Here is a 22,158-nt window from a genome sequence, read left to right on the forward strand (position 1 = left end):
AAGAGAACGAGGGAGCACGCCTAGATGGATATTTCCGGACCGAAGCCCGAACTTCTCGACCGCTTCGCGGCGATCGTCGGCGAAAACCATGTGCTGCGCGATCCGGAAGACCTCGCACCGCATCTCGTCGAAGGCCGCGGGCTCTATCACGGCGTCTCGCCGATGCTGCTGAAACCGGGTTCGACCGAGGAGGTTTCGGCTATCCTGAAACTCGCCAGCGAGACCGGCACCCCGATCGTGCCGCAGACCGGCAATACCGGCATGGTCGGCGGCCAGACGCCAAGGGCTGGCGGCAGTGACCTGATCGTTTCCTTGGAACGCATGAACCGCATCCGCGAGGTCGATCCCGTCGCCAACGTACTGGTGGCCGATGGCGGCGCGATCCTCGCCGATGTCCAGAAGGCTGCGGAAGCCGCTGGCCGGCTGTTTCCGCTGTCGCTCGGATCGGAAGGCTCCTGCCGGATCGGCGGCAATCTTTCCACCAATGCCGGCGGCACCGCGGTGCTCGCCTACGGCAATACACGCCAGCTCTGCCTCGGCCTCGAAGTCGTGCTGCCGACGGGCGAAATCTGGGACGGGTTGCGGCGGCTCAAGAAGGACAATACCGGCTATGATCTGCGCGACCTCTTCATCGGCGCGGAAGGCACGCTCGGCATCATTACCGGCGCCGTGCTGAAACTCTTTCCGCAACCGGTCGGGCATCAGGTGGCGATGGCGGGCGTCAACTCGCCGGACGATGCGCTTAGACTCTTCGAGCGCGCCTCCAACCTCTGCGGCACGGCGCTGACCGGCTTCGAGCTGATGCCGCGCATCGGCGTCGAGTTCACGGTCCGTCACATGGAAGGCGTTCGCGATCCACTCTCCGGGCCGCACCCCTGGTACACGCTGATTGATATTTCGACCTCCGATTCTCCCGAAACCGCGGAGCGGATGATCCAGGCTCTGCTCGAACAGGGTTTCGAGGCGGGCCTTGTGCAGGATGCCGTGATCGCCTCCTCCGTGGCGCAACAGAATGCGCTCTGGCACATGCGCGAAAGCATGTCGGATGCGCAGAAGCCGGAAGGCGGCTCGATCAAGCACGATGTCTCGGTGCCGGTCTCGAAGATCCCGGCCTTCATGACGGAGGCGGACAAGGCGGTGCTGGAGGCCGTGCCCGGCGCCCGTATCTGCGCCTTCGGCCATCTCGGCGACGGCAATATCCACTACAACATCTCCCAGCCGGTCGGCGCCGACAAGGCGGGCTTTCTGGCCCGCTGGCGGGAAGTGAACGCCATCGTGCATCCGATCGTGCTGGCCGCCGGCGGCTCGATTTCCGCCGAGCATGGGATCGGCCAGCTGAAGCGCGACGAACTCGCGGCGATCCGCTCGCCAATCGAAATGGACCTGATGCGGCGTATCAAGAAAGCTTTCGATCCCGCCGGCATCATGAATCCCGAGAAGGTGGTCAGCCTCCCATGAGCCGGTCTCCAAGAAGCACGATCCGCATCGATCTCGACAATGGTGTCCGCCTCGGCCCAGGCAAGGCGCAGCTCCTCGAACTGATCGCCGAGCACGGCTCCATCCGCGCCGCGGGGGCATCGATCGGCATGTCCTACCGGCGCGCCTGGCTGCTCGGGGACGAGATCAACCGGATGTTCCGCGAGCCATCGATCTTCACCCGCCACGGGGGAAAAAGCGGCGGCGGTGCGGGTCTTACCCAATTCGGCCAGGAACTGCTTTCCCGCTACCGGCGCATGGAAGAGGCAAGCCGTGCCGCGATGCGGGCCGATCTCGACTGGCTTGCTTCAAATGCCGACCCGAGCTTCCGGCCGGCGGACAAGAGCCCCGCCGACAAGAGCGAGGAAGCTTGAGACCTCTCAGCCCACTTTGAGTTGGGAAAGCGCCCAGAGCGTATCGGCGCTGATACCGGTCGAGCCCCCGCCGAGGATATCGACAACCGGCGAACTCGTCGTGCTGTTTTCGAGATCGTACATGACCGTGAAGCGCTTGATCAGCTTGTCAAGCTTTTCGGGATCGGAAAGATCTTCGAGATTGAGCTTCTTCTCGACGAGTTTGGCCTGCTGGTCAACTTTCATGCTGCCGATTTCGACCGGCAGCTGGAAGGCGACGCGGAAAAATTCCATCAGCGCCTCGTCGCCGAGGATGACGTAAGGATCGGTGATCGTGTCGGCCATGCGCTCGAAATACAGCGCCAGACGGACGCCCGCATTTTCCGCACCCTGCTGCGTTTCCAGGAGCTGCCGCATGTAGAGGCTCTGGGTTGCCGCGACCTCGCCGCCGTTCTGGGCCTCGCCGGCGGTGCTGCGGTCGACGTCTCCCTTGGCATCGAAGTTGAAGGTGCCGACAAGTTGCGCGAAGCGCTTGTCGTCCTGTGTGTTGACGAAGCTCTTGGGGTCGTTGAGATCCGAATTGAAGGCCTTTTTCAGGAAGTCGTCGGTCACCGTCGCCGGGTCGATACCTTTGGAGGTGAGCAGGATGTTCAGCAGGCGCCGGTCCGCCAGAAGCTCGTCGCGCGAGTCTATGCGCTGCATCGTGTCGGTATAATATTTCGCTTCGGCTTCGGCCTTCTTCTTTTCGACGTCCAGCGTATCGCCTTCGAGGAAACGTGTCTTGCGCAGGATATAGTCCTTGGCGACGTTGGTGATCGCGGAATTGGACTGGGCGAGCACCGGCGCCGTGACATTGCCCTTGGTGTCGAAATTGAAGAGCTTCGCGAGCGTCAGGAACCGTTCGTCCTTGAGCTTGTAGATATAGCTGTTCGGATCGGACAGATCGCTCTTCAAGGCGTTCTTGACAGTTAGCTTGGAAACGGTCGATGGATCTATGCCGACCGCCTCCAACGCGAACATGTAGGAATCCTCCGCGTCCTTGCTCAGGAAATCGTCGAGCTTCTTTACCGCCTGCAGGTCGAGCTTGTAGAATTTGATGGCCCTCGCGTGATTCTCTTCCTGCTTATCGTCCCAGCGGCTCATATAGCTCGTGCGGGTGCTGTTGGTTTGCGCCGTGTTCTGGGCCTGACCTGCCGCCACGGTACCGTCCGTCGCAAAATTGAAGGCTTTCGCTAGCTCGAGATATTGCGGCCGGGTTGCGCCTTCCTTGTTCGCGTAACTGTTGGGATCGTTGAGATCGCTGGTCAAAATCAGTTCCATCGTCGCCTTGACGATATAGGCCTCGTCCATATCAAAGGCCGAACGCAGGTAGTTGTAGATCCTGTCATCGGCGAGGAAGTCTTCGACATTCGTGGTGGTCGCCACCTTCTGTTCGAAATATTCTTGGTTGAACATCGCCTCCGCATGGGTAACGCGGTCCTGTTTTTTGAAATAGCCGCCGATGATCTCCTGCAGCTTTTCCGGCGCCACGATGCCACCGGCCGGGACGGTGCCGTCCGCATTGAAATGAAAGTCCTCGGCGAGCGCCTTCATCAGCTTGAGATAGGAGCTGTCGGGACCGGTTCCGACGATGATCTGCGCCAGCTCGGCACGCCGGGCAGGCGCGTCGGCCAAGGGGACAAGCCTGCCGTTCAACTCGTCCAGACGTGTCTGCGACGTCGTCAAGGTGTCCTGATCCTTCTGGATCAGATCCTGGGTTTTCGTCAGTTCTCCCTGCAGGGCGGTGATCTGAGGATTGATGGTCGCGGGATCTCCGCCATTGGCAAGTTCGTCCTGCTTGGCCTGGATCTGGGCTTCCAGTTCGGTCTTCTTCTGCTGGCCGAGCGAGATAGAGCTTTGCAAGGTGGGAATGTCTGCGATAAGTTCATCCCGCTCCAGCAATTCGTCGTTTTCCGTTCGCGCGGCGTTGAATTCTTCCAGGCGATTTCCGTAGGCCTCGGCGTAGGGGCTATTCGGATCGTTCGGGTCGCTGACCAGCACGCCGCGTATAGCATTGTAATTATAATATTTCAGATCGATCCCGTAGGCTGTGAACATGTATTCGCGCAGGCGGTCGTTGCGCAGGAACTCGTCGACATTCTTGACGTTGCCGGCCTCGGTCAGCATGATCTTGAAATAACGCGTCTCCTCCTCCGTCTTGTCGTTCAGCGCGGCGATCGTGTGGTCGTAGGTATCGAAGAGTTCGTTCATCTGCCCGTCCGATTGGGGCACTGCGGCGCCAGAAGAACTCGCTGAAAAGTTGAAGGCGGACGCAAAGTTCTTGTATCGATCGTCGGTCAGACGGTTGGCAAAGGAGTTATCGTCTCCGAGATCGCTTTCCAGGACCTGCTTCATGAAGGCCTTGGCATAGATCATGTCTTCCAGGCCGTGAGCCGTCATCGCGTAGGAATACAGGCGGTAGTTGTCCAGGAATTCGTCGACGGTTTTTACCTTGCCGATATTTTCCTGATAATACTTGGTATCGTTGGCGACCATGGTCTGGCCGGCGACCTGCTTGAGGCTCTTCTGCAAGTTGCGGTTGACGAGGTCGAAAGTGAGATAGGTCGATACCATGGACAGGCCTCACGGGTCGGAATGATGCTGCCGCAAGCATCGCAGCGCAGCCTTGCCCGGGGCTTTTCCGATCGCGCTTCCTCTCCTCCCGAGGCTGTCTCTTTCTTGTACGAAACCTCTTGATTCACCTTCCGGAAACCCAAAACAGGGCCGTTTTGCTAACCATCCAGGCAGGCAAAGCTTCCTTAACCGCAATTTTTAAGCAGTCTCGAACAAGCCATCCCTATGCTTTGGCTATCAGAGGACAAAAGTCCCGCAGAGAAACCGGCAACGGCTCTCAGGTAAAACAAGGGTAGCATACCAATGACCAACACTGTTCTGAAGCCCGTCTGGGCAGGGTCGACATTGAGGCTCGACCCGTCTCGTTTCCCGCAACAGGTTACCTATGCCCTGCGCGAGACATCAGGAGATGTCACCATCACCATCGACGAGCGCGGCGCCGTGCTGCGCAAGATCCTTCCATCGAGCGGCCTGCCGCTCTCCTTCGCGCTGCCCGCCCGCGCCTTCAAGGGTGTGGCGGCCCGCGCCATAGACCATGGCGACGGCGAAGTGACCGTCACGCTCGAACTGCACCACGAAGACCCGGATCTCTGCATCCCGCTTCTGGTCGCCCATGACCTCTGCGACATCGCCGCCGACTGGCGAAGCTGGTCGGACGCCTTCCGCATTCCCATGCTGATGGTGGAAGCCGACGGGATCGCCCGTCCGCTGGAAAACCATATCGGCGACATCCGCTCCAGCGGCACGGCACCGCGCCGCCGGCATTCGTACTTCGCGGCCCGCCGCCCGCGCTTCCTGGTCCGCCGCACCACCGGCAGCCTGGGCGTGGCGATGAAGATCGAAGGCAAGGAGATTATCGCGCGTCGCTAAGGCTTTGCTTGTCCCTTTGCCGGACGCCTCCCGCGGTAATAGCCCGATCGTCAGCCGGTCGGGCTTTTCCTTGGCGCTCAGATCACCAGCGAGAGGACGAGCCCAGCGAACAGGATGGTGCCGACATGGTGATTGGACTTGAAGAGCTTCAGGCACTGGTCGCCGTCGTCGATATCGAGAACCCATATCTGCCGGGCAAACAGCAGCGCCGCGGCGGCCAAACCCAAATAGGCGAAGACTCCCGCTCCGCCTGCCGCGAAAGCAAGCACCAGGAAAAGCAGCGTCAGGCCGTATAGACCGATCAACCAGCCTTTGGTCCGCTCGCCGAACAGGCGTGCCGTGGAACGCACGCCGATCAGCTCGTCATCTTCCTTGTCCTGATGGGCATAGATCGTATCGTAACCGATCGTCCACGCGATGGCGGCCAGATAAAGCCAGACTGGCGCCCAGGACAAGCTGCCGAAGACACCCGCCCAGCCCATCAGCGCCCCCCAGGAAAAGGCAAGGCCGAGGAAGAATTGCGGCCAATCCGTAAACCGCTTGGCGAAGGGATAGATCGCCACCACCGCAAGCGACAGAAAGCCCAGCAGGATCGCGAAGACATTGAACTGGATCAACACCAGGAGGCCGACAAGCGCCTGCATTGCGATAAATACTTTGGCCTCGAAGCGCGATACGCGCCCGGACGGCAACGGCCGTGAACGCGTGCGGGCTACCGCCATGTCGATCTTGTGGTCGACGAGGTCGTTATAGGTACAGCCGGCACCGCGCATGGCGACCGAACCGATGAAGAACAGCGCGAGATGGAACAGGAAGAGTCCCGGAGAGAATATCCCCGCATCCTGCGCAGCGTTTGCCGCAAGCGCCGCCGACCAGAAACACGGCCACATGAGAAGCTGCCAGCCGATCGGCCGATCCCACCGGGCAAGCTGCGCATAGGGCCAGGCCGGCCGCGGCAAAACGCGGTAGACCCAGTTGTCCGAGGGGGCATCGGCCACGCGGCCGCTAAAATCGTCAGCGTTCGTCATCATGCCGCGGTTTTACCGTTCGGCCATGGAGACGGTCAAGGCGGGGAAATGAACAGGTGCCGGGTCCATGCAGGAAAGAGCAACGAGGGGCGTCCCCTCGTGCGAAAAATCCGGGTGCCATTCACACCGCGATCTTGTCGAGCGGCATGCGGCTCCGCTCAAAAGCCCGCAGCTCGGCTTCGCGCTCGTAGATGTAGTCGCGGTTGTCCGGAACGGCTGTCCTCTGCTTGACGATCTGCATCTGGAAGATGAAGAAGCTCTCGTGGGTGAAGGCCATTTCGGAACCGGCGAGATAAAATTCCCACATGCGTACGAAACGCTCGTCGTAGAGGGCTACCGCCCTCTCCTTGTTGGCCATGAAGCGTTCACGCCAGTGACGCAGCGTATAGGCGTAATGCATCGGCAGGATTTCGATGTCGGAAACCAGGAGGCCAGCCTTCTCGATCGCCGGCACCACTTCCGAAATCGCCGGGATGTAACCTCCCGGGAAAATGTATTTCTCGATCCATGGGTTATTGTAGATCGCCGGATAGGGCTGGCCGATCGAGTGCAGTACCATCACGCCGTCATCGGCGAGCACGTCGTTCACCTTGTTGAAGAACCTGTTGTAGTTCAGCCGGCCGACATGCTCGAACATGCCGACGGAGACGATGCGGTCGTAACTCTTGTCCGCCGGCAGGTAATAGTAGTCCTGCAGCTCGAAGCGGACGCTGTTTGCCAATCCGCGCTTGGCGGCGCGTTCGCGCGAGATCTTCAGTTGCTCGGTCGAGAGCGTGATGCCGGTCACGTCGACGCGGGAAGACTCCGAAAGGTACATGGCCATGCCACCCCACCCGGAACCGATCTCCAGCGCCTTCTGGCCGGGCTCGGCGAGCAGCTTGGCGACGATATGGCGCTTTTTGGCAATCTGCGCCTCGTCGAGCGAAATGCCCGGCGGATTGAAATAGGCGCAGGAATATTGCCAGTCTTCGTCGAGGAAGAGGGAGAATAGCTTCTCGTCGAGATCATAGTGGTGAGAAACGTTGCGGCGATTGCGGTTGATCGGCACGCGGTTGCGGAACTGCGAGACGATCATCCGCCGGACGCCGTTGAGCACCATGCTGAAGGTCAGCCCTTCGCTCAACGTGTTGTCCTTGATGAGCGCCAGAAGCTCGTAGATGTCACCTTCCTCGATGCGAAGGCGACCATTCATATAGAGTTCGCCGAGCTGGAGCTGCGGATCGCGCACCAGCTGGCGTTCGGCGGCTTCATCGGTGAAGCGGATCGTGACAGTCCTGCCCCCGCCTCCGCCGTAATGCTGCTCGCCCCCCGATCCTCTGACCGTGAGCGTACCGTTCTTGATGATTTTGCTGAGGAGATTGTGAAGGGACGAGGCCATTAGACTCACCTCCGATATACTAAGGCTGCCTTACTAATTCACAAAACTTAGTGTGTTTCCGACGACTTGCAAGCATATTCCTGCCATGAAAATGACATAAAAAAACAGGTCGTCAAACCCCTGTTCGACAACCTGCACCCTGTGATGGAAATTTCCGCGCGTTAGTACAAATTTATTTACGTTTTAAAGCTTCTGCGAGTGCCGCGCCGAAAGCTCCCTGGGATGCGGGCTTTTCGGTTTTCATAAATTTCGGGTTGGCAGGCTTGCCGCGATCGCCGCCGCGCGGGCCGGGAGCCGGCTCGCCACCATCCTTGCGCATGGTCAACCCGATGCGCTTGCGCTTCACATCGACCTCGACAACCCGAACCTTCACGACGTCTCCCGCCTTCACCACCTCGTGCGGATCCTTGATGAAGCGGTCGGCGAGTTGCGACACATGGACAAGTCCGTCCTGGTGCACGCCGATATCGACGAAAGCTCCGAAGGCTGCGACATTGGTCACCGTTCCTTCCAGCACCATGCCGGGCTTCAGGTCCTCGATCTCGTTGACGCCTTCCGCAAAGGTGGCCGTCTTGAAGCTCGGACGCGGGTCGCGGCCGGGTTTTTCGAGCTCCGCAATGATGTCCCTGACGGTCGGCAGGCCGAAGGTCTCGTCGATGAACCTCCTCGGATCGAGCCCCTTCAGGGTGGCGCTATCGCCCATCAGCGAGCGCAGATCGCGGCCGCAGGCGGCGACGATCTTCTTGGCGACCCCATAGGCCTCCGGATGGACGGCCGAGGCATCGAGCGGCTCCTTGCCGTTCGGGATACGCAGAAAGCCGGCCGCCTGTTCGAAGGTCCGGTTGCCGAGACGCGCGACCTTCAGCAGATCCCTGCGGCTTGAAAAAGCGCCGTTCTGGTCGCGATAAGCGACGATTGCCTCGGCAATCGAACGGCTGAGACCCGAGACGCGGGCAAGCAGCGGGGCCGAGGCCATGTTGAGATCGACGCCGACGGCATTCACCGCATCCTCGACCACCGCGTCGAGCGAACGGGACAGCTTTCCCTGGTCGACATCGTGCTGATACTGGCCGACGCCGATCGATTTCGGCTCGATCTTGACGAGTTCGGCGAGCGGATCCTGCAGGCGGCGGGCAATCGAAACGGCACCGCGCAGCGAGACGTCGAGCTGCGGGAATTCGGCGGCAGCGGTTTCGGAGGCGGAGTAGACCGAAGCGCCGGCCTCCGAGACGATCACCTTGGTCGGTTTCGGCGCAGGGAGCGCCGCCAGCATGTCCGCCACCAGCTTTTCCGTCTCGCGGCTGCCGGTGCCGTTACCGATCGCGATCAACTCGACATTGTGCTTGCGGATGAGCGAGGCAAGCTCCGCCTGGGTGCCGCGCACGTCGTTCTTCGGCGGGAAAGGATAGACGGTGGTGGTTTCGATGAGCTTGCCCGTCGCATCGACGACGGCGACCTTGACACCGGTGCGGATGCCCGGGTCGAGACCCATCGTGGCGCGCGAACCGGCAGGCGCCGCCAAAAGCAGGTCCTTGAGGTTGCGGGCGAAGACATTGATCGCCTCCTCCTCGGCGCGCTCGCGCAATTCGCGCATCAGGTCCAGAGAAAGGGAAACGGAAAGCTTGACGCGCCAGGTCCAGCCGGCAACCTCCATCAACCAGCGGTCGGCGCCCCCCTTGTCGCGAATGTCAAACGCCGCAGCGATGATCCGCTGGGCGGGCTTGACCGGCGACGGATCGTCCTGATCCACCTCGATCGTCAGCGTCAGGAACTCCTCGTTCCAGCCGCGCAGCATGGCGAGCGCGCGATGGCCGGGGGCCGTCGCCCAGCGTTCCGAATGGTCGAAGTAATCCGCGAACTTGGCGCCCGCCTCCTGCTTGCCGTCGACGACCCTGGCCTTCAGCTGGGCGCCGTCGCGCATGTGCTGGCGCAGCCTGCCGAGCAGGTCGGCGTTTTCCGAAATGGTTTCGGCGACGATGTCGCGTGCACCGTCGAGCGCAGTCTTCACGTCGGCCACCTCGCCCGTGACATAGGCTTCGGCAAGCTTTGCCGGATCGGCAGTGCGGTCAGTCCAGATCGCTTCGGCAAGCGGCCCGAGGCCGCGTTCGCGGGCGATCTCCGCGCGGGTGCGGCGCTTGGGCTTATAGGGCAGATAGAGGTCTTCGAGTTCGGCCTTGGTGGCGGCCGAGCGGATCTTCGCAGCCAGCTCGTCCGTCATCTTGCCCTGCGTGATGATCGATTCGACGATCGAGGCGCGGCGAGCTTCCAGCTCGCGGAGATAGACGAGGCGCTCGGACAAATTGCGGAGCTGCGTGTCGTCCAGCCCTCCCGTCACTTCCTTGCGGTAGCGCGCGATGAAGGGAACCGTGGCGCCCTCGTCGATCAGCCCGATCGCGGCGGCCGCCTGCTCGGGGCGGGCGTTGATCTCCGCGGCGATCGCGGCAGCGAGAAGACGGATGTCGGCGGTCATGAAGATCCTCGTTCAAATCGGAGGAGGGACCATAATCAAAGTTTGTGGCAAGGCAACGTGGAGGATGATCGGGTCCACAGGATGCGGAACAGACTGTGCCGAAACGAGCCGGGCTTCAACGATTGCTAACCACGGACTTGTGGAAAAGAGCTGAAAGCCTCTCATCCTTCCAAATCAGTACCTAGGTTTTCCGGGCCGCATGATGCGGCGAGCAATGGAGGTATGAATGCCCATGAAAGCTGCCAGGATGCTGGCATTGGAAACGGCGGTTGCGACAGAAGAGCTGGAGGCCGTCATTTCGTATCTCGACCAAAAACTGGACGAAGCATCGTCCCGAAACGAACCGGTACCCTTTCTGGCCTATCGAAATCGGATGATCTTCCAGGAGACGCTGGACATCCGACAGGGCAAGATCTGGAGCCCGCCGCAGTATTGAGGCTGCGTTCAAAGGTCACGGGATGCGGCTATCTCGTGACCTTGCCCCTTGACCTTTCCCGCCCCTCGCCTTAACCGCCCGAAGCAGCACAAACGAGGGCGAGACATGAAGGTTCTCTTGATCGGTTCGGGCGGACGCGAGCATGCACTCGCCTGGAAACTCGCTCAGTCGCCGAAACTCACGGCGCTTTATGCGGCACCCGGCAATCCCGGCATCGCCGAACATGCCGAACTCGCCAGCCTCGACATTGACGACCATCAGGCCGTGGTGCGCTTCTGCCGCGAAAGGGCGGTCGATCTCGTCGTCGTCGGACCGGAGGCGCCGCTGGTGGCCGGCCTTGCGGACGTGCTGCGTGCCGAAGGCATTGCGACATTCGGTCCCTCTGCCGCCGCCGCCCGCCTGGAAGGTTCGAAGGGTTTCACCAAGGATCTCTGCTCCCGTTATAATATTCCGACCGGCGCCTACCGCCGCTTCACCGACCTAGCCGAGGCCAAGGCCTACGTGCAGCAGCAGGGCGCGCCGATCGTCGTGAAGGCGGATGGGCTTGCCGCCGGCAAGGGCGTGACCGTGGCGATGACGCTCGACGAGGCGCTGGCTGCGATCGACGACTGTTTCGATGGCGCTTTTGGCTCGGCCGGCGCCGAAGTGGTGGTCGAAGCCTATCTTGACGGGGAAGAGGCCAGCTTCTTCTGCCTGTCGGACGGCAAAACGGCGCTGGCGCTGGCGACCGCCCAGGACCACAAGCGGGTCGGCGACGGCGATACCGGTCCGAATACCGGCGGCATGGGTGCCTATTCCCCTGCCCCCGTCATGACGCCCGAAATGGTCTCCCGCACCATGAAGGAGATCATCGAGCCGACGATCCGGGGCATGGCGGAAAGCGGCCATCCCTTCACCGGCGTCTTTTTTGCCGGCCTGATGATCACGGCCAAAGGTCCCGAACTCATCGAATACAATGTCCGCTTCGGCGATCCCGAATGCCAGGTGCTGATGATGCGGCTGAAGAGCGACCTGCTCGAACTGCTCCACGCCGCCGCAACCGAGACGCTCGACCGGGTTTCCGCCTCTTGGAGCGATGATGCGGCGCTGACCGTCGTGATGGCCTCGAAGGGATATCCCGGCGCCTACGACAAGGGTACGGCCATCGCAAATCTGCCGGCAACGTCCGCGGGCGAAAAGATTTTCCACGCAGGCACCGCATTGAAGGATGGCCGGCTGGTGGCGACGGGCGGCCGGGTGCTGAACGTGACCGCGACGGGAAGGACCGTCGCAGAGGCGCAGGCCGGAGCCTACGCGCTGGTCGACCGGGTGGAATGGGAAAGCGGCTTCTGCCGCCGCGACATCGGCTGGCAGGCGATCGCGCGCGAAAAAAACTGAAGCCGCCGGCTGCCGATTCATTCAAAGTTTACTGCTTCTCCTGACGGGATCGAAACGAAACCGCGTTACTTCTTTGGCAGCTGAAGAAGGATTGCGGTTATGCGTCTCGTTTTGACTACGGCCCTGGTATTTGTAAGCGGTGCGGCTTATGCGTCTTCGATAACGACGCTCGACGGTCCGCAGAATCCCGGCAGGAGCATCGTCGAAAAAAGCTGCGCCCATTGCGCTGCAGCACCGGTCAGGACCGAGGAACCCAGCTACAAGGTTCCGGACCTCATCCCGGGTACCCAGAAAACGGAACTCATCGATATCAACGGCGAGAAGAAATTGGTCCGTACTGAAGCCTGGCTTGGCGGTTCGCCGGTGATTTATGTCAGCAAGGTTCCCGCGTGGATGGCACAGGACAGCGCCATTGCCGAAGTGCGTCCCACGACGAACGGCTCCATCGAGACGATGATCGCGTCCGCGAAGGCATCTCCCGACGGCGTCGATACCGGCGCCACGACGGGCGCGGTCAAAATTTCCGCCGAGGCGGAAGCCCGCATCGCTGCAGCGTCCGTCGCTCCGAAGCAACTGGATCTCGACGCATTCCAGCTTAGGACAAACGCGATTACACATTAGGAATTTAGAATATTTACATAGCAAAAAGTGATTGAGAAATATCACTTCACGGAATGCGCGAATTTTGCGCATTCTCAAGGAATACCCGCCTAAAATATTCGCTTTTGCGACTGTCAAGGCTCTCATAATTAAATTTTTATTCAATTATCCGATACCACTCTCTGATCCAGAGTGCGATGTCAGCACTTCACCAGTGCAGGAAGCACCTTTCCGAAAAACCTCGTCCGCTCCGGCTCCTCCGGGAGATTTCGGCTGCCTGAAAGTGAGTCGAAAATGAAAAACCTCAAGATATCCCATCAGCTGCTAGGCATGGTGGCAATCCTCATGGTGGCTTTCGCCACTGTGACCTATTATCAGGTCCGCACTTCGATCAACGCCATCTATAACGAGCGCTACGACATGCTGCGCACGCAGGTAGAATCCGGCATATCCATCCTGCAGTCCTATTACGACCGCGAAAAGTCCGGAGAACTGAAGCGCGAAGATGCGCAGAAATACGCTTATGCGACGGTCGCCGGTATCAAGTTCGAACCGGCAGGTTACATCTTCGGCCTGAACTACGACACGGTGACCCAGTTCCACTACAATTCCAAGCTCATCGGGGTTAACCAGAAGGGTCAGCCGGACAAGAGGGGCAACTTCTTCCGCGAGGAACTGGTCGCCAAGGGTCGTGCGGGCGGGGGCGTCACCATCTACTATTGGGAAAAACCCGGCATGCCCGCCGATCAGGTTTTCGAAAAGGCGGCCTATTCCAAGGTGTTTGAACCGTGGCAGATCGTGGTGGGCACCGGCGTCTACACCGATGACCTGGATGCCAAGATCAGCAAGACGGTCATGGAGGTGGTGGCCATCGGCTTCGTTGCCTTCCTCGCCGCGCTGGGTCTTGCCTTCTACGTGATCCGCAGCATCACCAAACCGCTCGCCGGCGTGCATGCGGCACTCGAAGCCGTCGCCGACGAGGACGTCAAGGCGCAGATCCCGCATACGGAAATGTCGAACGAAGTGGGTATGATGGCGAAAGCCACTCAGTCGCTGCAGGAAAAGATCCGCGAACGGCATGCCATGGCCGCCCGCGAGGAACAACAGAAGCAGGAACTCGACCGCGAACGCCAGCAGAACCTCGACCTGCAGCAGAAAGATGCCGCCTCCCAGGCCCGCGTCGTCTCCACCATCGGCGAGGCGCTCGAAGCGCTCGCCACCGGCGACCTGACGGTGCGCTGCGGCGATCTCGGCCCACGCTACGAGACGCTGCGCCACAATTTCAACGAGGCGCTCACCCATCTCGAAGCGGCGATGGCCAAGGTCAATGCCAAGGGCATCGACATCGGCGGCTCGAAGGAAGAGATCCGCCGCGCCTCCAACGAGCTGTCGCAGCGCACCGAACGCCAGGCCGCCAACCTGGAGGAAACCTCGGCGGCCCTCGACGAACTCGCCGTCACCGTCCGTCAGACGGCCGAAGGAGCCCATGAAGCCTCCCAGCGCGTCACCTCGGTCAGCGCCGAGGCGAGCCGCTCCGACCAGATCGTCGCCCAGGCGATCGACGCCATGGGCGGCATCGAGCATTCGTCGGAAGAGATCTCCAAGATCATCGGCGTCATCGACGACATCGCCTTCCAGACCAACCTTCTGGCGTTGAATGCCGGCGTCGAAGCGGCCCGTGCCGGCGAGTCCGGCAAGGGGTTTGCAGTCGTCGCCCAGGAAGTCCGCGAACTCGCCCAGCGCTCCGCCGCGGCCGCCAAGGAGATCAAGGACCAGATCTCCCGCTCCTCCGGCCAGGTGCAGAATGGCGTGCGGCTCGTCGGCGAAGCTGGCGAAGCGCTGAAGCGGATCTCCGATCAGGTGAAGGCGGCGAGCGAGATCGTCGGCAAGATCGCCCATTCGGCCTCCGAACAGGACACGACGCTGCGCTCCATCTCGTCGTCGCTCAACCAGCTCGATGCGGCGACCCAGCACAATGCCGCCATGGCCGAGGAAACCACCGCATCGGCGGAAGCGCTCGCCGCCGACACCGACGAACTCCTCAACCTCATCAGCACATTCCGCATCGGTGCCGGCCACGAGACCAGCGGCCTCAACCGAATGGCGCAGAAAATGCGCCGGGCAAGCTGACAACACACGTTAGTCGGGGGGACGGGGAACCGCCGGGTCGAAAGCCCGGCGGTTTTTTTTGCGGGCTGTTGCCAAGCCGCCTAAAATTCACTATTGGTATATATGTACCAAGATAACAACGAATTTCATCATGCCCGACAGCACACGATTGCAGGTTGAACGCATCCAGACCGGTGTGCGCCTGGAAAAGCGACTGGTCAAAGTGATGAAGGCGCTTGCCGAACACAAGGACATGACCCTCGGCGATCTCATCGAGGGGATCGTACTGCATGCCTTCGAGGGCAAGCCGGCCTTTTCCGACGAGACGCTGATCATCATCGGGCGGCTCAAGGAGATCTACCAGCTCGAACTTTCGGCCGCCGACAGCCACCGACTGCATGACCGCAAGGGGGAATGAAAACGGATTTGCTTGCGTCCTGAACCTTCAAAAAGAAAGCATCACAAAGGACGAGCCGATGTTCCAAGCACTTCATCGAGACGAACGACATACGATCCGCCTGCCCTTTCCAATCGACGCCTGCTTTCCTCTCTTCACGCCGGAAGGTGAAAGGCGCTGGGTGCCGGACTGGCAGCCGCTCTACCTGCATCCCCCAAGCGGCGAGACGACGGAAGGCATGGTCTTTACGACCGGCCATGGCGGCGAGACCACCCTCTGGTGCCTTATCGACCTGGACGAGGTAAACGGCCGCCTGCGCTACAGCCGGCTGACACCGGGCTCCCGTTCGGTCATCGTCCACGTCCGGCTTGACGCGTTGAGCGAAAATGAAACCGAGCTCACGGTGGAATACAGCTATACGGGCCTCAGCGAGCACGGAAATGCGGCAATCGAGGCGGCCACCGGTCCTGCTTTTACGGCGATGATCGAAAGCTGGAAGGCGATGATCCTGGAAAAAATTGCCGCGTGACATCCGGAGCGGAGAACCGGCGGAATGGCCGCCATCCAGTCGATATCGACCTATCGCGCGTGCGGCGCCGGGCAATTGCCGGTGGTTATCCCGTAATAGGCGGCCGCCAGAGAGATCGAGACGATGAAGAGGGCCACGGAGATGGCGAGGGCGAGGCCGTGGATGCGGCCTCTTCCGGTGGCGAGATAGGTTCGAAAGAGCGTCATCTGCTCCTTGTCGAAGACGAGGCCCCGCCAAAGGCCCTTGTCCGTCTTGCGGTGCCGGTCGTGACGCCAGACGACGAGAACGAGGCCCAGGAACAGGAGGAAGGCGACAAAGAACGACAGGCTCACGATGCCGTTCAGGACGCCGCCCTGCCCCGTGCAGATATTGAAAAACCGGATGCCCGAAAGAAACGGAGAATCCGCCTCCATCGATCTCACCCGGCGATCTTCGAGAAATCCGCAACCGTGCCGGTCGCCTCGCGGATAGCCTTCAAGAGCGCCAGGCGGTTGGCACGGATCGCGGCATCCTCGTCGTTGACCAGAACGTCCTCGAAGAATGTATCGACCGGTACGCGGAGCCTGGAGAGGGCTTCCATGGCAGAGCGGAAATCTTCCTTGGCGATCGCCTCCGACGCTTCCGTGGCAGCAACCTTGACGGCGGCCCACAGCGCCTTTTCCGCATCGAGCTTCAGGAGTGCTTCGGCAACGCCATCGGCAACGACGGTGCCCTTCTTTTCTTCGGCTGCGAGAAGCTGCACGGCGCGCTTGGTGCCGGCGAGCAGGTTCTTGCCGTCTTCGGATGTGATGAAAGCGGTCAGCGCCTCGACGCGGCGGGCAACGAGGAGCAGGTCGTCGGATTCCGGGGTGAGCACCGCATCGATCAGGTCGTGACGGGCGCCTTGGTCGCGGAGGTAGACCTTGAGGCGGTCGTGGAAGAAGGAGAGGAGGTCGGCGAAGACGCTGTCCTGATCCTTAATCGGATAGTCAAATCGGTCATCGATGGCCTCGTACAATTGGCCCCAAAAAACGCTTCGATCAAAAAGGCTGAGCCGAATCTTACGCTCCAGCAAAATCCGCACCACACCCAGCGCCGCTCGCCTTAACGCAAACGGGTCCTTCGAACCGGTCGGCTTTTCGTCGACTGCCCAAAAACCGACGAGCGTATCGAGCTTGTCGGCGAGCGCCACCGTCAGGCCGACCTTGTCTTCCGGCAGGCGGTCGGAGGGGCCGTTCGGTTTCCAGTGGTCTTCTATGGCGGCCGCAACCTTCGCATCCTCGCCCTGCAGAAGCGCGTATTTGCGGCCCATCAGGCCCTGGAGTTCCGGGAATTCGCCGACGGCTTCGGTGCGCAGATCGGCCTTGGCAAGCACGGCGGCACGATCCACCAGAGCCGGATCGGCGCCGGTGATAGAGGCCAACTGGGCGGCGAGAGCGCGGATGCGCGCCACGCGCTCGCCCTGGGTGCCGAGCTTGGCGTGGAACGTCACGTTCAGCGCGTCGAGCTTTGCCATGCGCTGGTCGAGCGGCTTTTTCAGGTCGAGGTCGAACTTCTTCGCCGAGTCCTTCAGCGTATCCAGATCCGGCATGTCGCCCTGGTCGCGGGTCCAGAAATGCTTGGCATCCGAGAGGCGAGCGCGGACGACCTTGCCGTTGCCGTGCACGATCTCCTTGCCGCCGTCCTTCGCCTCGATGTTCGAGATCAGGATGAAGCGGTTGGAGAGGCCTTCTCCGCCCGTCTGCGGGCGGGTGACGAAACATTTCTGATTGGTCTTGATGGTCAGCCGGATGATTTCCGGGGGGATCGCGAGATAATCTTCCTCGAACTCGCCCATCAGCACATGCGGCCATTCGACGAGGCCGGAGACTTCTTCCAGCAGGCCCTCGTCCTCGACCAGTTCCAGGCCGTTCGCGAAGGCAAGGTCGCGGGCGTCGTGCAGGATGACGTCCTTGCGTCGATCGGCATCGAGCATGACCTTCGCCTTTTCGAGGCTCGACACATAGTCGTCGAAACGGCGCACGGTGATGGCATCCGGCGCGTGGAAACGGTGGCCGTAGGTGATGTTGCCTGCCGTCAGCCCGTCGATCTCGAAGGGGATGACCTGAGTTTCGTCATGTTCCGGGCCGAAGACGCAGACGATCGACTGCAGCGGGCGTACCCAGCGCAGGCTTTCCGGTCCCTTGCCCTCGATGCCCGAGAACCGGGCGCCCTTCGGCATCGAGGCGGCACCCCAGCGCATCGATTTTGGCCAGGGGAAACTGCGGATGATGCCGGGCATGACGTCGGCGATGATCTCTTCCGCCGGGCGGCCGGGCCTGGAGATGACCGCAACGTAGAAATCGCCCTTTTTTGGATCGTTGACGACCTGGGCTTCGGATACGGAAGAGAGGCCGGCCTTGCGAAGAAAACCCTGGATCGCCTGTTCGGGCGCCTTGGTGGACGGGCCCTTGACCTCTTCGCGCTGATCGGCGGAACGGGCGGTCAGGCCGCGGATATCGAGCGCCAGGCGCCGCGGCGTCCAGTATTCGCGCGCACCCTCGTAGGTCAGGCCCGCATCCACAAGCGCGTCGGTGACGAGCTTTTTCAGGTCTCCCGCCGCCTTGCGCTGCATGCGGGCAGGAATTTCCTCCGAGCGGAGTTCGAGAAGCAGATCGGGCATGGGCTCAGGTCTTTGCGCTTACAATAACGTCGCGGCGGACTTAGCAAGCCCGCCGCCAAAAGTCATCCATGAAAGCGGGAGTATCATGCTGAAAGCAGACGGGTGGACCCAGCCGTTCGGCGGCAATTGCCGAGGACCTCGTTTACCGGAACAGGTTGCGCATCCGGTCGTGATAGCTGCCGGACTTGAAATAGGACCGGGCCCAGCCATCGTCCGGCTCCAATATCGCGGCCTTGCGCGGATCGCCCCGCTTTTCCTTCGCCAGCTTGATCGCCACCGTGCGGAAGTAGAGATGGTTGAACAGCCGCATGTATTCGTTGACATAGATATCCGCCACCGACCGGAAATCCGGCCCGCGCATCAGCATCATGTTCTCGTCATTGCCGGTGACCGACGGATTGGAGAAATTGGCCGAGCCGCAATAGATCTGCGGATCGTCGGACAGCGCGTCGATCAGCATGATCTTGGTGTGGATGTAGAAGATATTGCCCCTGGCGCGGAAATGCTCTTCCTTCCTGAACCATTCGTCCAGCGCATGCCCCTTCAGCTTCAGTGCGATCGTTTCAGCGTTGAGCCTGGAGCCGAGCGCGATGCGCGTGTCGCGGTCGACCGCCAGCGTCGCCTGGGCTTCGGCATTGCTGTCCGGCCGTTCCATCAGGACGAAGCGGATGAAATCCTTGTCACTGGCAAATTTCGCCACCAGCTGCTCCGCGACGCCGAAGGCGGCGGTGAACATGACGCTGGAACTCGCCGCGTCCATTCTCTCCGCGAACCATTCCAAGAGCCCCGCCTCGCGCGGCGCGAAGACCGCCTTCATGGCATTCGGCGTCAGTTCGCCAACAGGATCGGGAAAGGTGCGGGTGTTGAAGGCCTTGAAGGTGCGCGTCTCGGGATCACCCGCAAGCTTCTCCCAATACTGGTTGTAGACGGCCGCCAGCGCCGGATCGCGGAGGACATGGGCGACATTGCTTTGGCCGAGAAAGCCGGAAGACGTGAAATTCGTCGAGCCCGTCCAGATCTGCACCGGCTTGTCGTTTTTGAGCAGCACGATGAACTTGTTATGCGGGATCTTGGAGAAATTGCAGCGCGTATGCAGCGTGAGATTTCTGGTCTCGGCAAGCTTCGCGGCGGCGATGGTCGCGACGTTCTTCTCGCTCGTCTCGTCGAGAACGATATCGCCGTTCTGCTTGCGGTCACCCGCGTCATAGCAGATCTGCACCTTGGCGCCGGTTCCGGCGGCGATCTTCAGGGCTTCGAGAATGGGCATGTAGTGGAACTCGTAGGCCGCGACGCGCAATTCGAACCTGCTGCCGTTCGCCTGCGCGATATAGGCCAGCGCCGCCTCCAGGAGGCCACGCGACAGCCATTTGACCTTTTCGTTGCCGGGGTCGTTCTGCTCTTGGTCGGTCGGGCCGACATTGCCGAAGCGATCCGCGAAAGCCTGGCTCGGTATGGCGCCGCGATTGAAATAGACGCCGTGGACTGCATCGGACGCATTCGCGGTCTTCACGTCGTTGAGTTCGATCTCCGGCCCGTAGGTCAGCGCCGACGGCTTGCCATAGACAGCCTGCACGACATAATCGTAGGACGTCGCAGGTTCCGCAGCATAGTCGCCCCACTGAAAATCCTGGATCGGATGTTCCCGTGTCGATTTGCTTTCACCGGGCTCCGGATGGGGATTGGTTTCCTCGAAGAACTTGAAGCCGCGCATCCAGCGGATATCGCCCGTGCCGGCTTTCCTTTTCCCCAAGGTGAACCCCAGGAGCCCCTTGCGCGCCTCCGGCGTGGCGTCGAAGCCGAAAAGCACCGTGTGCGAACCTACAATCGGCTTGACGCTGATACCGTCCTTGGCAACCCGCATGGCACATTCCCCCGCCTTGCTACACCGTAGATTTACATCATGACATTCGCATGAAGCCAGAGGTCGAGCGGCTGGAGGCCGTTATTTTACCATCCGCCACCGCCGCCACCGCCACCCCCGCCGCCGGAGGAACCGCCCGAGAAGCCGGAGGAGGACGAGGAGGATTTGGGAGCCGGAATGGTGGAGGCGATGGTGGAGGCCATCGAGGAGGAGAAGCCGCCGATACGATCTCCGAAGCCGGAGCCGGGATTGCCGTGATACCAGGTGGGGTCGTAGGCCATTGCGGCACCTGCGGCAGCGGTCGCGAGCCAGGCTTCGAAGGCACGGCTCCACGGTTTTTCAACGCCGAGCGCCACCGCGTAGGGCAGCAGCTTTTCGAAATGGCTGGGCGACATGGTGGGCGCGCCGGCCATGTTCATGCGGTCCTTTTCGGCGAGCGTCAGGTAGATGCGCAGGCCCTCGATACCGTCCATCAGCTTGCGGCCGAGCGGCGTCGGAGCGCCCATCAGGAAGAAGAAGATGACGTTCGAAAGCACGATGCCGCCGACCGAGACGAGGATCGGCCAATGGTCGCTGCCGGTCATTTCCGACACCAGCGCCACCAGAAGCGCCGAACCGATCGACAGGGCGACTAGGCCGATGAAGCCGAGGATGACGACGGAGACGATCTTCGAAAGCAGCGAGGAGCCGCGGCGCAGGCCTTTGCCAAAGGCAGCGGCGAAAATGCCGAGGAAGACCGCGAAGAAGACCGGGACGATCAGCGTGGCGAGCATGTCCGGCTCAAGATTGCCGAAAACGATCAGCGACAATATTACCAGAATGCTGAGAACGATCCCGCCGATCACATAGCCCTTGTTGCCGTTGTAATACTTGCCGCGATGTTCCTTCTCGATCGCATTGCGAAAGCTTGAGCCGACCGATTGCACGGTCGTGCCGTGCGCTTCATCGATGACGAGGCTGCCGCTGCCGATGAAGCCGAGGATGGAGGCCTGGCCGATCGGCAGGTCGCGGGAGGCGGCCTTTTCGGTGCGCCGGATGACGATCTTTTCCTTCAGGTCGTCGAGTATCACGAAGCCCTTGACTGCGAGATCGAGCGCGCTCGCCGAAAAGGCGGTCCAGCCGCCGCCCGAAAAACCCTTGTTGTCGATATAGTTGACGAGAGCCGGCGATAGACCTTCGGGCGCATCCCAGCGCGGCACCACGACGCCGCGCTCCGGATCGCGCCCGACGCGGATCCAGAAAAGCCCATAATAACCGACGACGAGAACAAGGCCGACGATGCTGATGATCAGCCCGGCATTGTCGCGCAGCCACCAGTCGCGTTGCTGATCGGCCGAAGGCGGTGCCACGATCCCCTTGGGAAAGCCGGCAACGATCGTCAGGCCCTCATGCACGCCGAGCGGCAGAGTGGTTGCGAAAACAGCCTGGTTGCCGTTCGTCTGCATGCGGGCATTGCGAGCGGTCGAGCCGAGCGGGCCGGTATAGACGGCGGTCTGGGTGATGCGCCCGCCCGGCAGCGTCACCCGGGCCGTCGCCTGGGCGATGCGGAACTGCCAGCCGTTGCCGGTGACGTTCCAATAAAGCTCGTCATGGTCGTCAAAATAGCGGATCTGCCGGTCGGTCTTGTAGGTGATGACATAGGTGTGCTCGCCGTCACGCAGCAGCACGTCCTTGTCACCCGCATAGATGCGGATGCCGCCGGTTATGCTCTCGGTGCGGTAGGGTTCGCTCCGGCCGTCGCGGGTGACCGACACGACATCGAATCCCACCCTCACCGTGCGGCCGTTCGCATCCTGCATGGTGAGCGGGAAGTCGCGAAAGATGCCGCGCCTGATCTCGTTGCCTTCCGAATTGACGGCGATCGTTTCGGCCACCGCCAGGTCACCGCTTTCGGCGACCTGAATATCGGAGTGATAGGAGCGGATATATTCTTCCGCCCGGGCAGACATTGCCGCAAGCCCCAGCAGAAGCGCCAGGCAAAAACCGGAGATCCACCGTATCACGACATTTCCCTCCCCGG

Annotated in this window: 17 protein-coding genes; 9 read left to right on the forward strand and 8 right to left on the reverse strand. The window is 61.3% G+C overall.

Features of this window, described 5'->3' with window-relative positions; translation table 11 throughout:
- The first annotated feature begins 24 nt into the window (after positions 1-24).
- Both DMO26_RS04305 and DMO26_RS04310 read left to right on the forward strand, forming a co-directional pair.
- A complete protein-coding gene (locus DMO26_RS04305; protein ID WP_117190783.1) occupies positions 25-1,458 on the forward strand; it encodes an FAD-binding oxidoreductase in 1,434 nt (477 codons plus the stop codon).
- Positions 1,455-1,850, forward strand: coding sequence for a winged helix-turn-helix domain-containing protein (locus DMO26_RS04310; protein ID WP_117190784.1), 396 nt, complete (start codon positions 1,455-1,457; stop codon positions 1,848-1,850). Before DMO26_RS04305 ends, DMO26_RS04310 begins: the two co-directional genes overlap by 4 nt.
- Before the next feature lie 6 nt (positions 1,851-1,856).
- Here the strand turns inward: DMO26_RS04310 and DMO26_RS04315 are convergent, their stop codons facing one another.
- Positions 1,857-4,442, reverse strand: coding sequence for a DUF1217 domain-containing protein (locus DMO26_RS04315; protein WP_117190785.1), 2,586 nt, complete (start codon positions 4,440-4,442; stop codon positions 1,857-1,859).
- Between the two features lie 303 nt (positions 4,443-4,745).
- On the opposite strand from DMO26_RS04315, the gene DMO26_RS04320 reads away from it, so the two are divergent.
- The gene (locus tag DMO26_RS04320; RefSeq protein ID WP_117190786.1) at positions 4,746-5,312 is read left to right on the forward strand and encodes a DUF6101 family protein; all 567 of its coding nucleotides are present in this window, start codon (positions 4,746-4,748) and stop codon (positions 5,310-5,312) included.
- A gap of 77 nt (positions 5,313-5,389) precedes the next feature.
- On the opposite strand, the gene ubiA is transcribed toward DMO26_RS04320, so the two are convergent.
- From ubiA to DMO26_RS04335, 3 genes are all read right to left on the reverse strand, one after another.
- Positions 5,390-6,340 carry a 4-hydroxybenzoate octaprenyltransferase gene (gene ubiA, locus DMO26_RS04325; protein WP_117191037.1) on the reverse strand — a complete coding sequence of 317 codons (951 nt, stop codon included), beginning with the start codon at positions 6,338-6,340 and terminating at the stop codon, positions 5,390-5,392.
- A gap of 121 nt (positions 6,341-6,461) precedes the next feature.
- Positions 6,462-7,718, reverse strand: a complete 1,257-nt coding sequence (locus tag DMO26_RS04330; RefSeq protein WP_117190787.1) for an SAM-dependent methyltransferase — start codon at positions 7,716-7,718, stop codon at positions 6,462-6,464.
- A 172-nt stretch (positions 7,719-7,890) separates the two neighbouring features.
- Entirely contained in the window at positions 7,891-10,188 is a 2,298-nt protein-coding gene (locus tag DMO26_RS04335) for a Tex family protein (RefSeq protein ID WP_117190788.1), read from the reverse strand.
- Between the two features lie 226 nt (positions 10,189-10,414).
- Here DMO26_RS04335 and DMO26_RS04340 point away from each other — a divergent pair, with 226 nt between their 5' ends.
- The 6 genes from DMO26_RS04340 to DMO26_RS04365 all read left to right on the forward strand — a co-directional run bounded on the left by DMO26_RS04340 (position 10,415) and on the right by DMO26_RS04365 (position 15,636).
- The gene (locus tag DMO26_RS04340) at positions 10,415-10,624 is read left to right on the forward strand and encodes a hypothetical protein (protein WP_117190789.1); all 210 of its coding nucleotides are present in this window, start codon (positions 10,415-10,417) and stop codon (positions 10,622-10,624) included.
- A 105-nt stretch (positions 10,625-10,729) separates the two neighbouring features.
- Entirely contained in the window at positions 10,730-12,001 is a 1,272-nt protein-coding gene (purD, locus tag DMO26_RS04345; RefSeq protein ID WP_117190790.1) for a phosphoribosylamine--glycine ligase, read from the forward strand.
- 99 nt (positions 12,002-12,100) lie between these two features.
- Positions 12,101-12,622 (forward strand): plant virulence effector HPE1-like domain-containing protein, encoded by a 522-nt coding sequence (locus DMO26_RS04350; RefSeq protein WP_117190791.1) that lies wholly within the window; start codon positions 12,101-12,103, stop codon positions 12,620-12,622.
- A gap of 273 nt (positions 12,623-12,895) precedes the next feature.
- Positions 12,896-14,731, forward strand: a complete 1,836-nt coding sequence (locus tag DMO26_RS04355; protein WP_117190792.1) for a methyl-accepting chemotaxis protein — start codon at positions 12,896-12,898, stop codon at positions 14,729-14,731.
- 130 nt (positions 14,732-14,861) lie between these two features.
- Complete coding sequence (locus DMO26_RS04360) at positions 14,862-15,128, forward strand: hypothetical protein (RefSeq protein ID WP_117190793.1); 267 nt, start codon at positions 14,862-14,864, stop codon at positions 15,126-15,128.
- Positions 15,129-15,186: 58 nt separating this feature from the next.
- Complete coding sequence (locus DMO26_RS04365; RefSeq protein ID WP_117190794.1) at positions 15,187-15,636, forward strand: SRPBCC family protein; 450 nt, start codon at positions 15,187-15,189, stop codon at positions 15,634-15,636.
- 50 nt (positions 15,637-15,686) lie between these two features.
- On the opposite strand, the gene DMO26_RS04370 is transcribed toward DMO26_RS04365, so the two are convergent.
- The 4 genes from DMO26_RS04370 to DMO26_RS04385 all read right to left on the reverse strand — a co-directional run bounded on the left by DMO26_RS04370 (position 15,687) and on the right by DMO26_RS04385 (position 22,141).
- Positions 15,687-16,049: a hypothetical protein gene (locus DMO26_RS04370; RefSeq protein WP_117190795.1), complete on the reverse strand. Its 363-nt coding sequence runs from the start codon at positions 16,047-16,049 to the stop codon at positions 15,687-15,689.
- Positions 16,050-16,054: 5 nt separating this feature from the next.
- Positions 16,055-18,277 (reverse strand): glycine--tRNA ligase subunit beta, encoded by a 2,223-nt coding sequence (gene glyS, locus DMO26_RS04375; protein WP_117190796.1) that lies wholly within the window; start codon positions 18,275-18,277, stop codon positions 16,055-16,057.
- Between the two features lie 142 nt (positions 18,278-18,419).
- Positions 18,420-20,138, reverse strand: coding sequence for a phospholipase D-like domain-containing protein (locus DMO26_RS04380; protein WP_117190797.1), 1,719 nt, complete (start codon positions 20,136-20,138; stop codon positions 18,420-18,422).
- A gap of 86 nt (positions 20,139-20,224) precedes the next feature.
- Complete coding sequence (locus DMO26_RS04385; RefSeq protein WP_450088442.1) at positions 20,225-22,141, reverse strand: DUF2207 domain-containing protein; 1,917 nt, start codon at positions 22,139-22,141, stop codon at positions 20,225-20,227.
- Positions 22,142-22,158 lie beyond the last annotated feature (17 nt).

The organism is Rhizobium terrae (assembly GCF_003425685.1).
Classification (GTDB): Bacteria; Pseudomonadota; Alphaproteobacteria; order Rhizobiales; family Rhizobiaceae; genus Neorhizobium; species Neorhizobium terrae.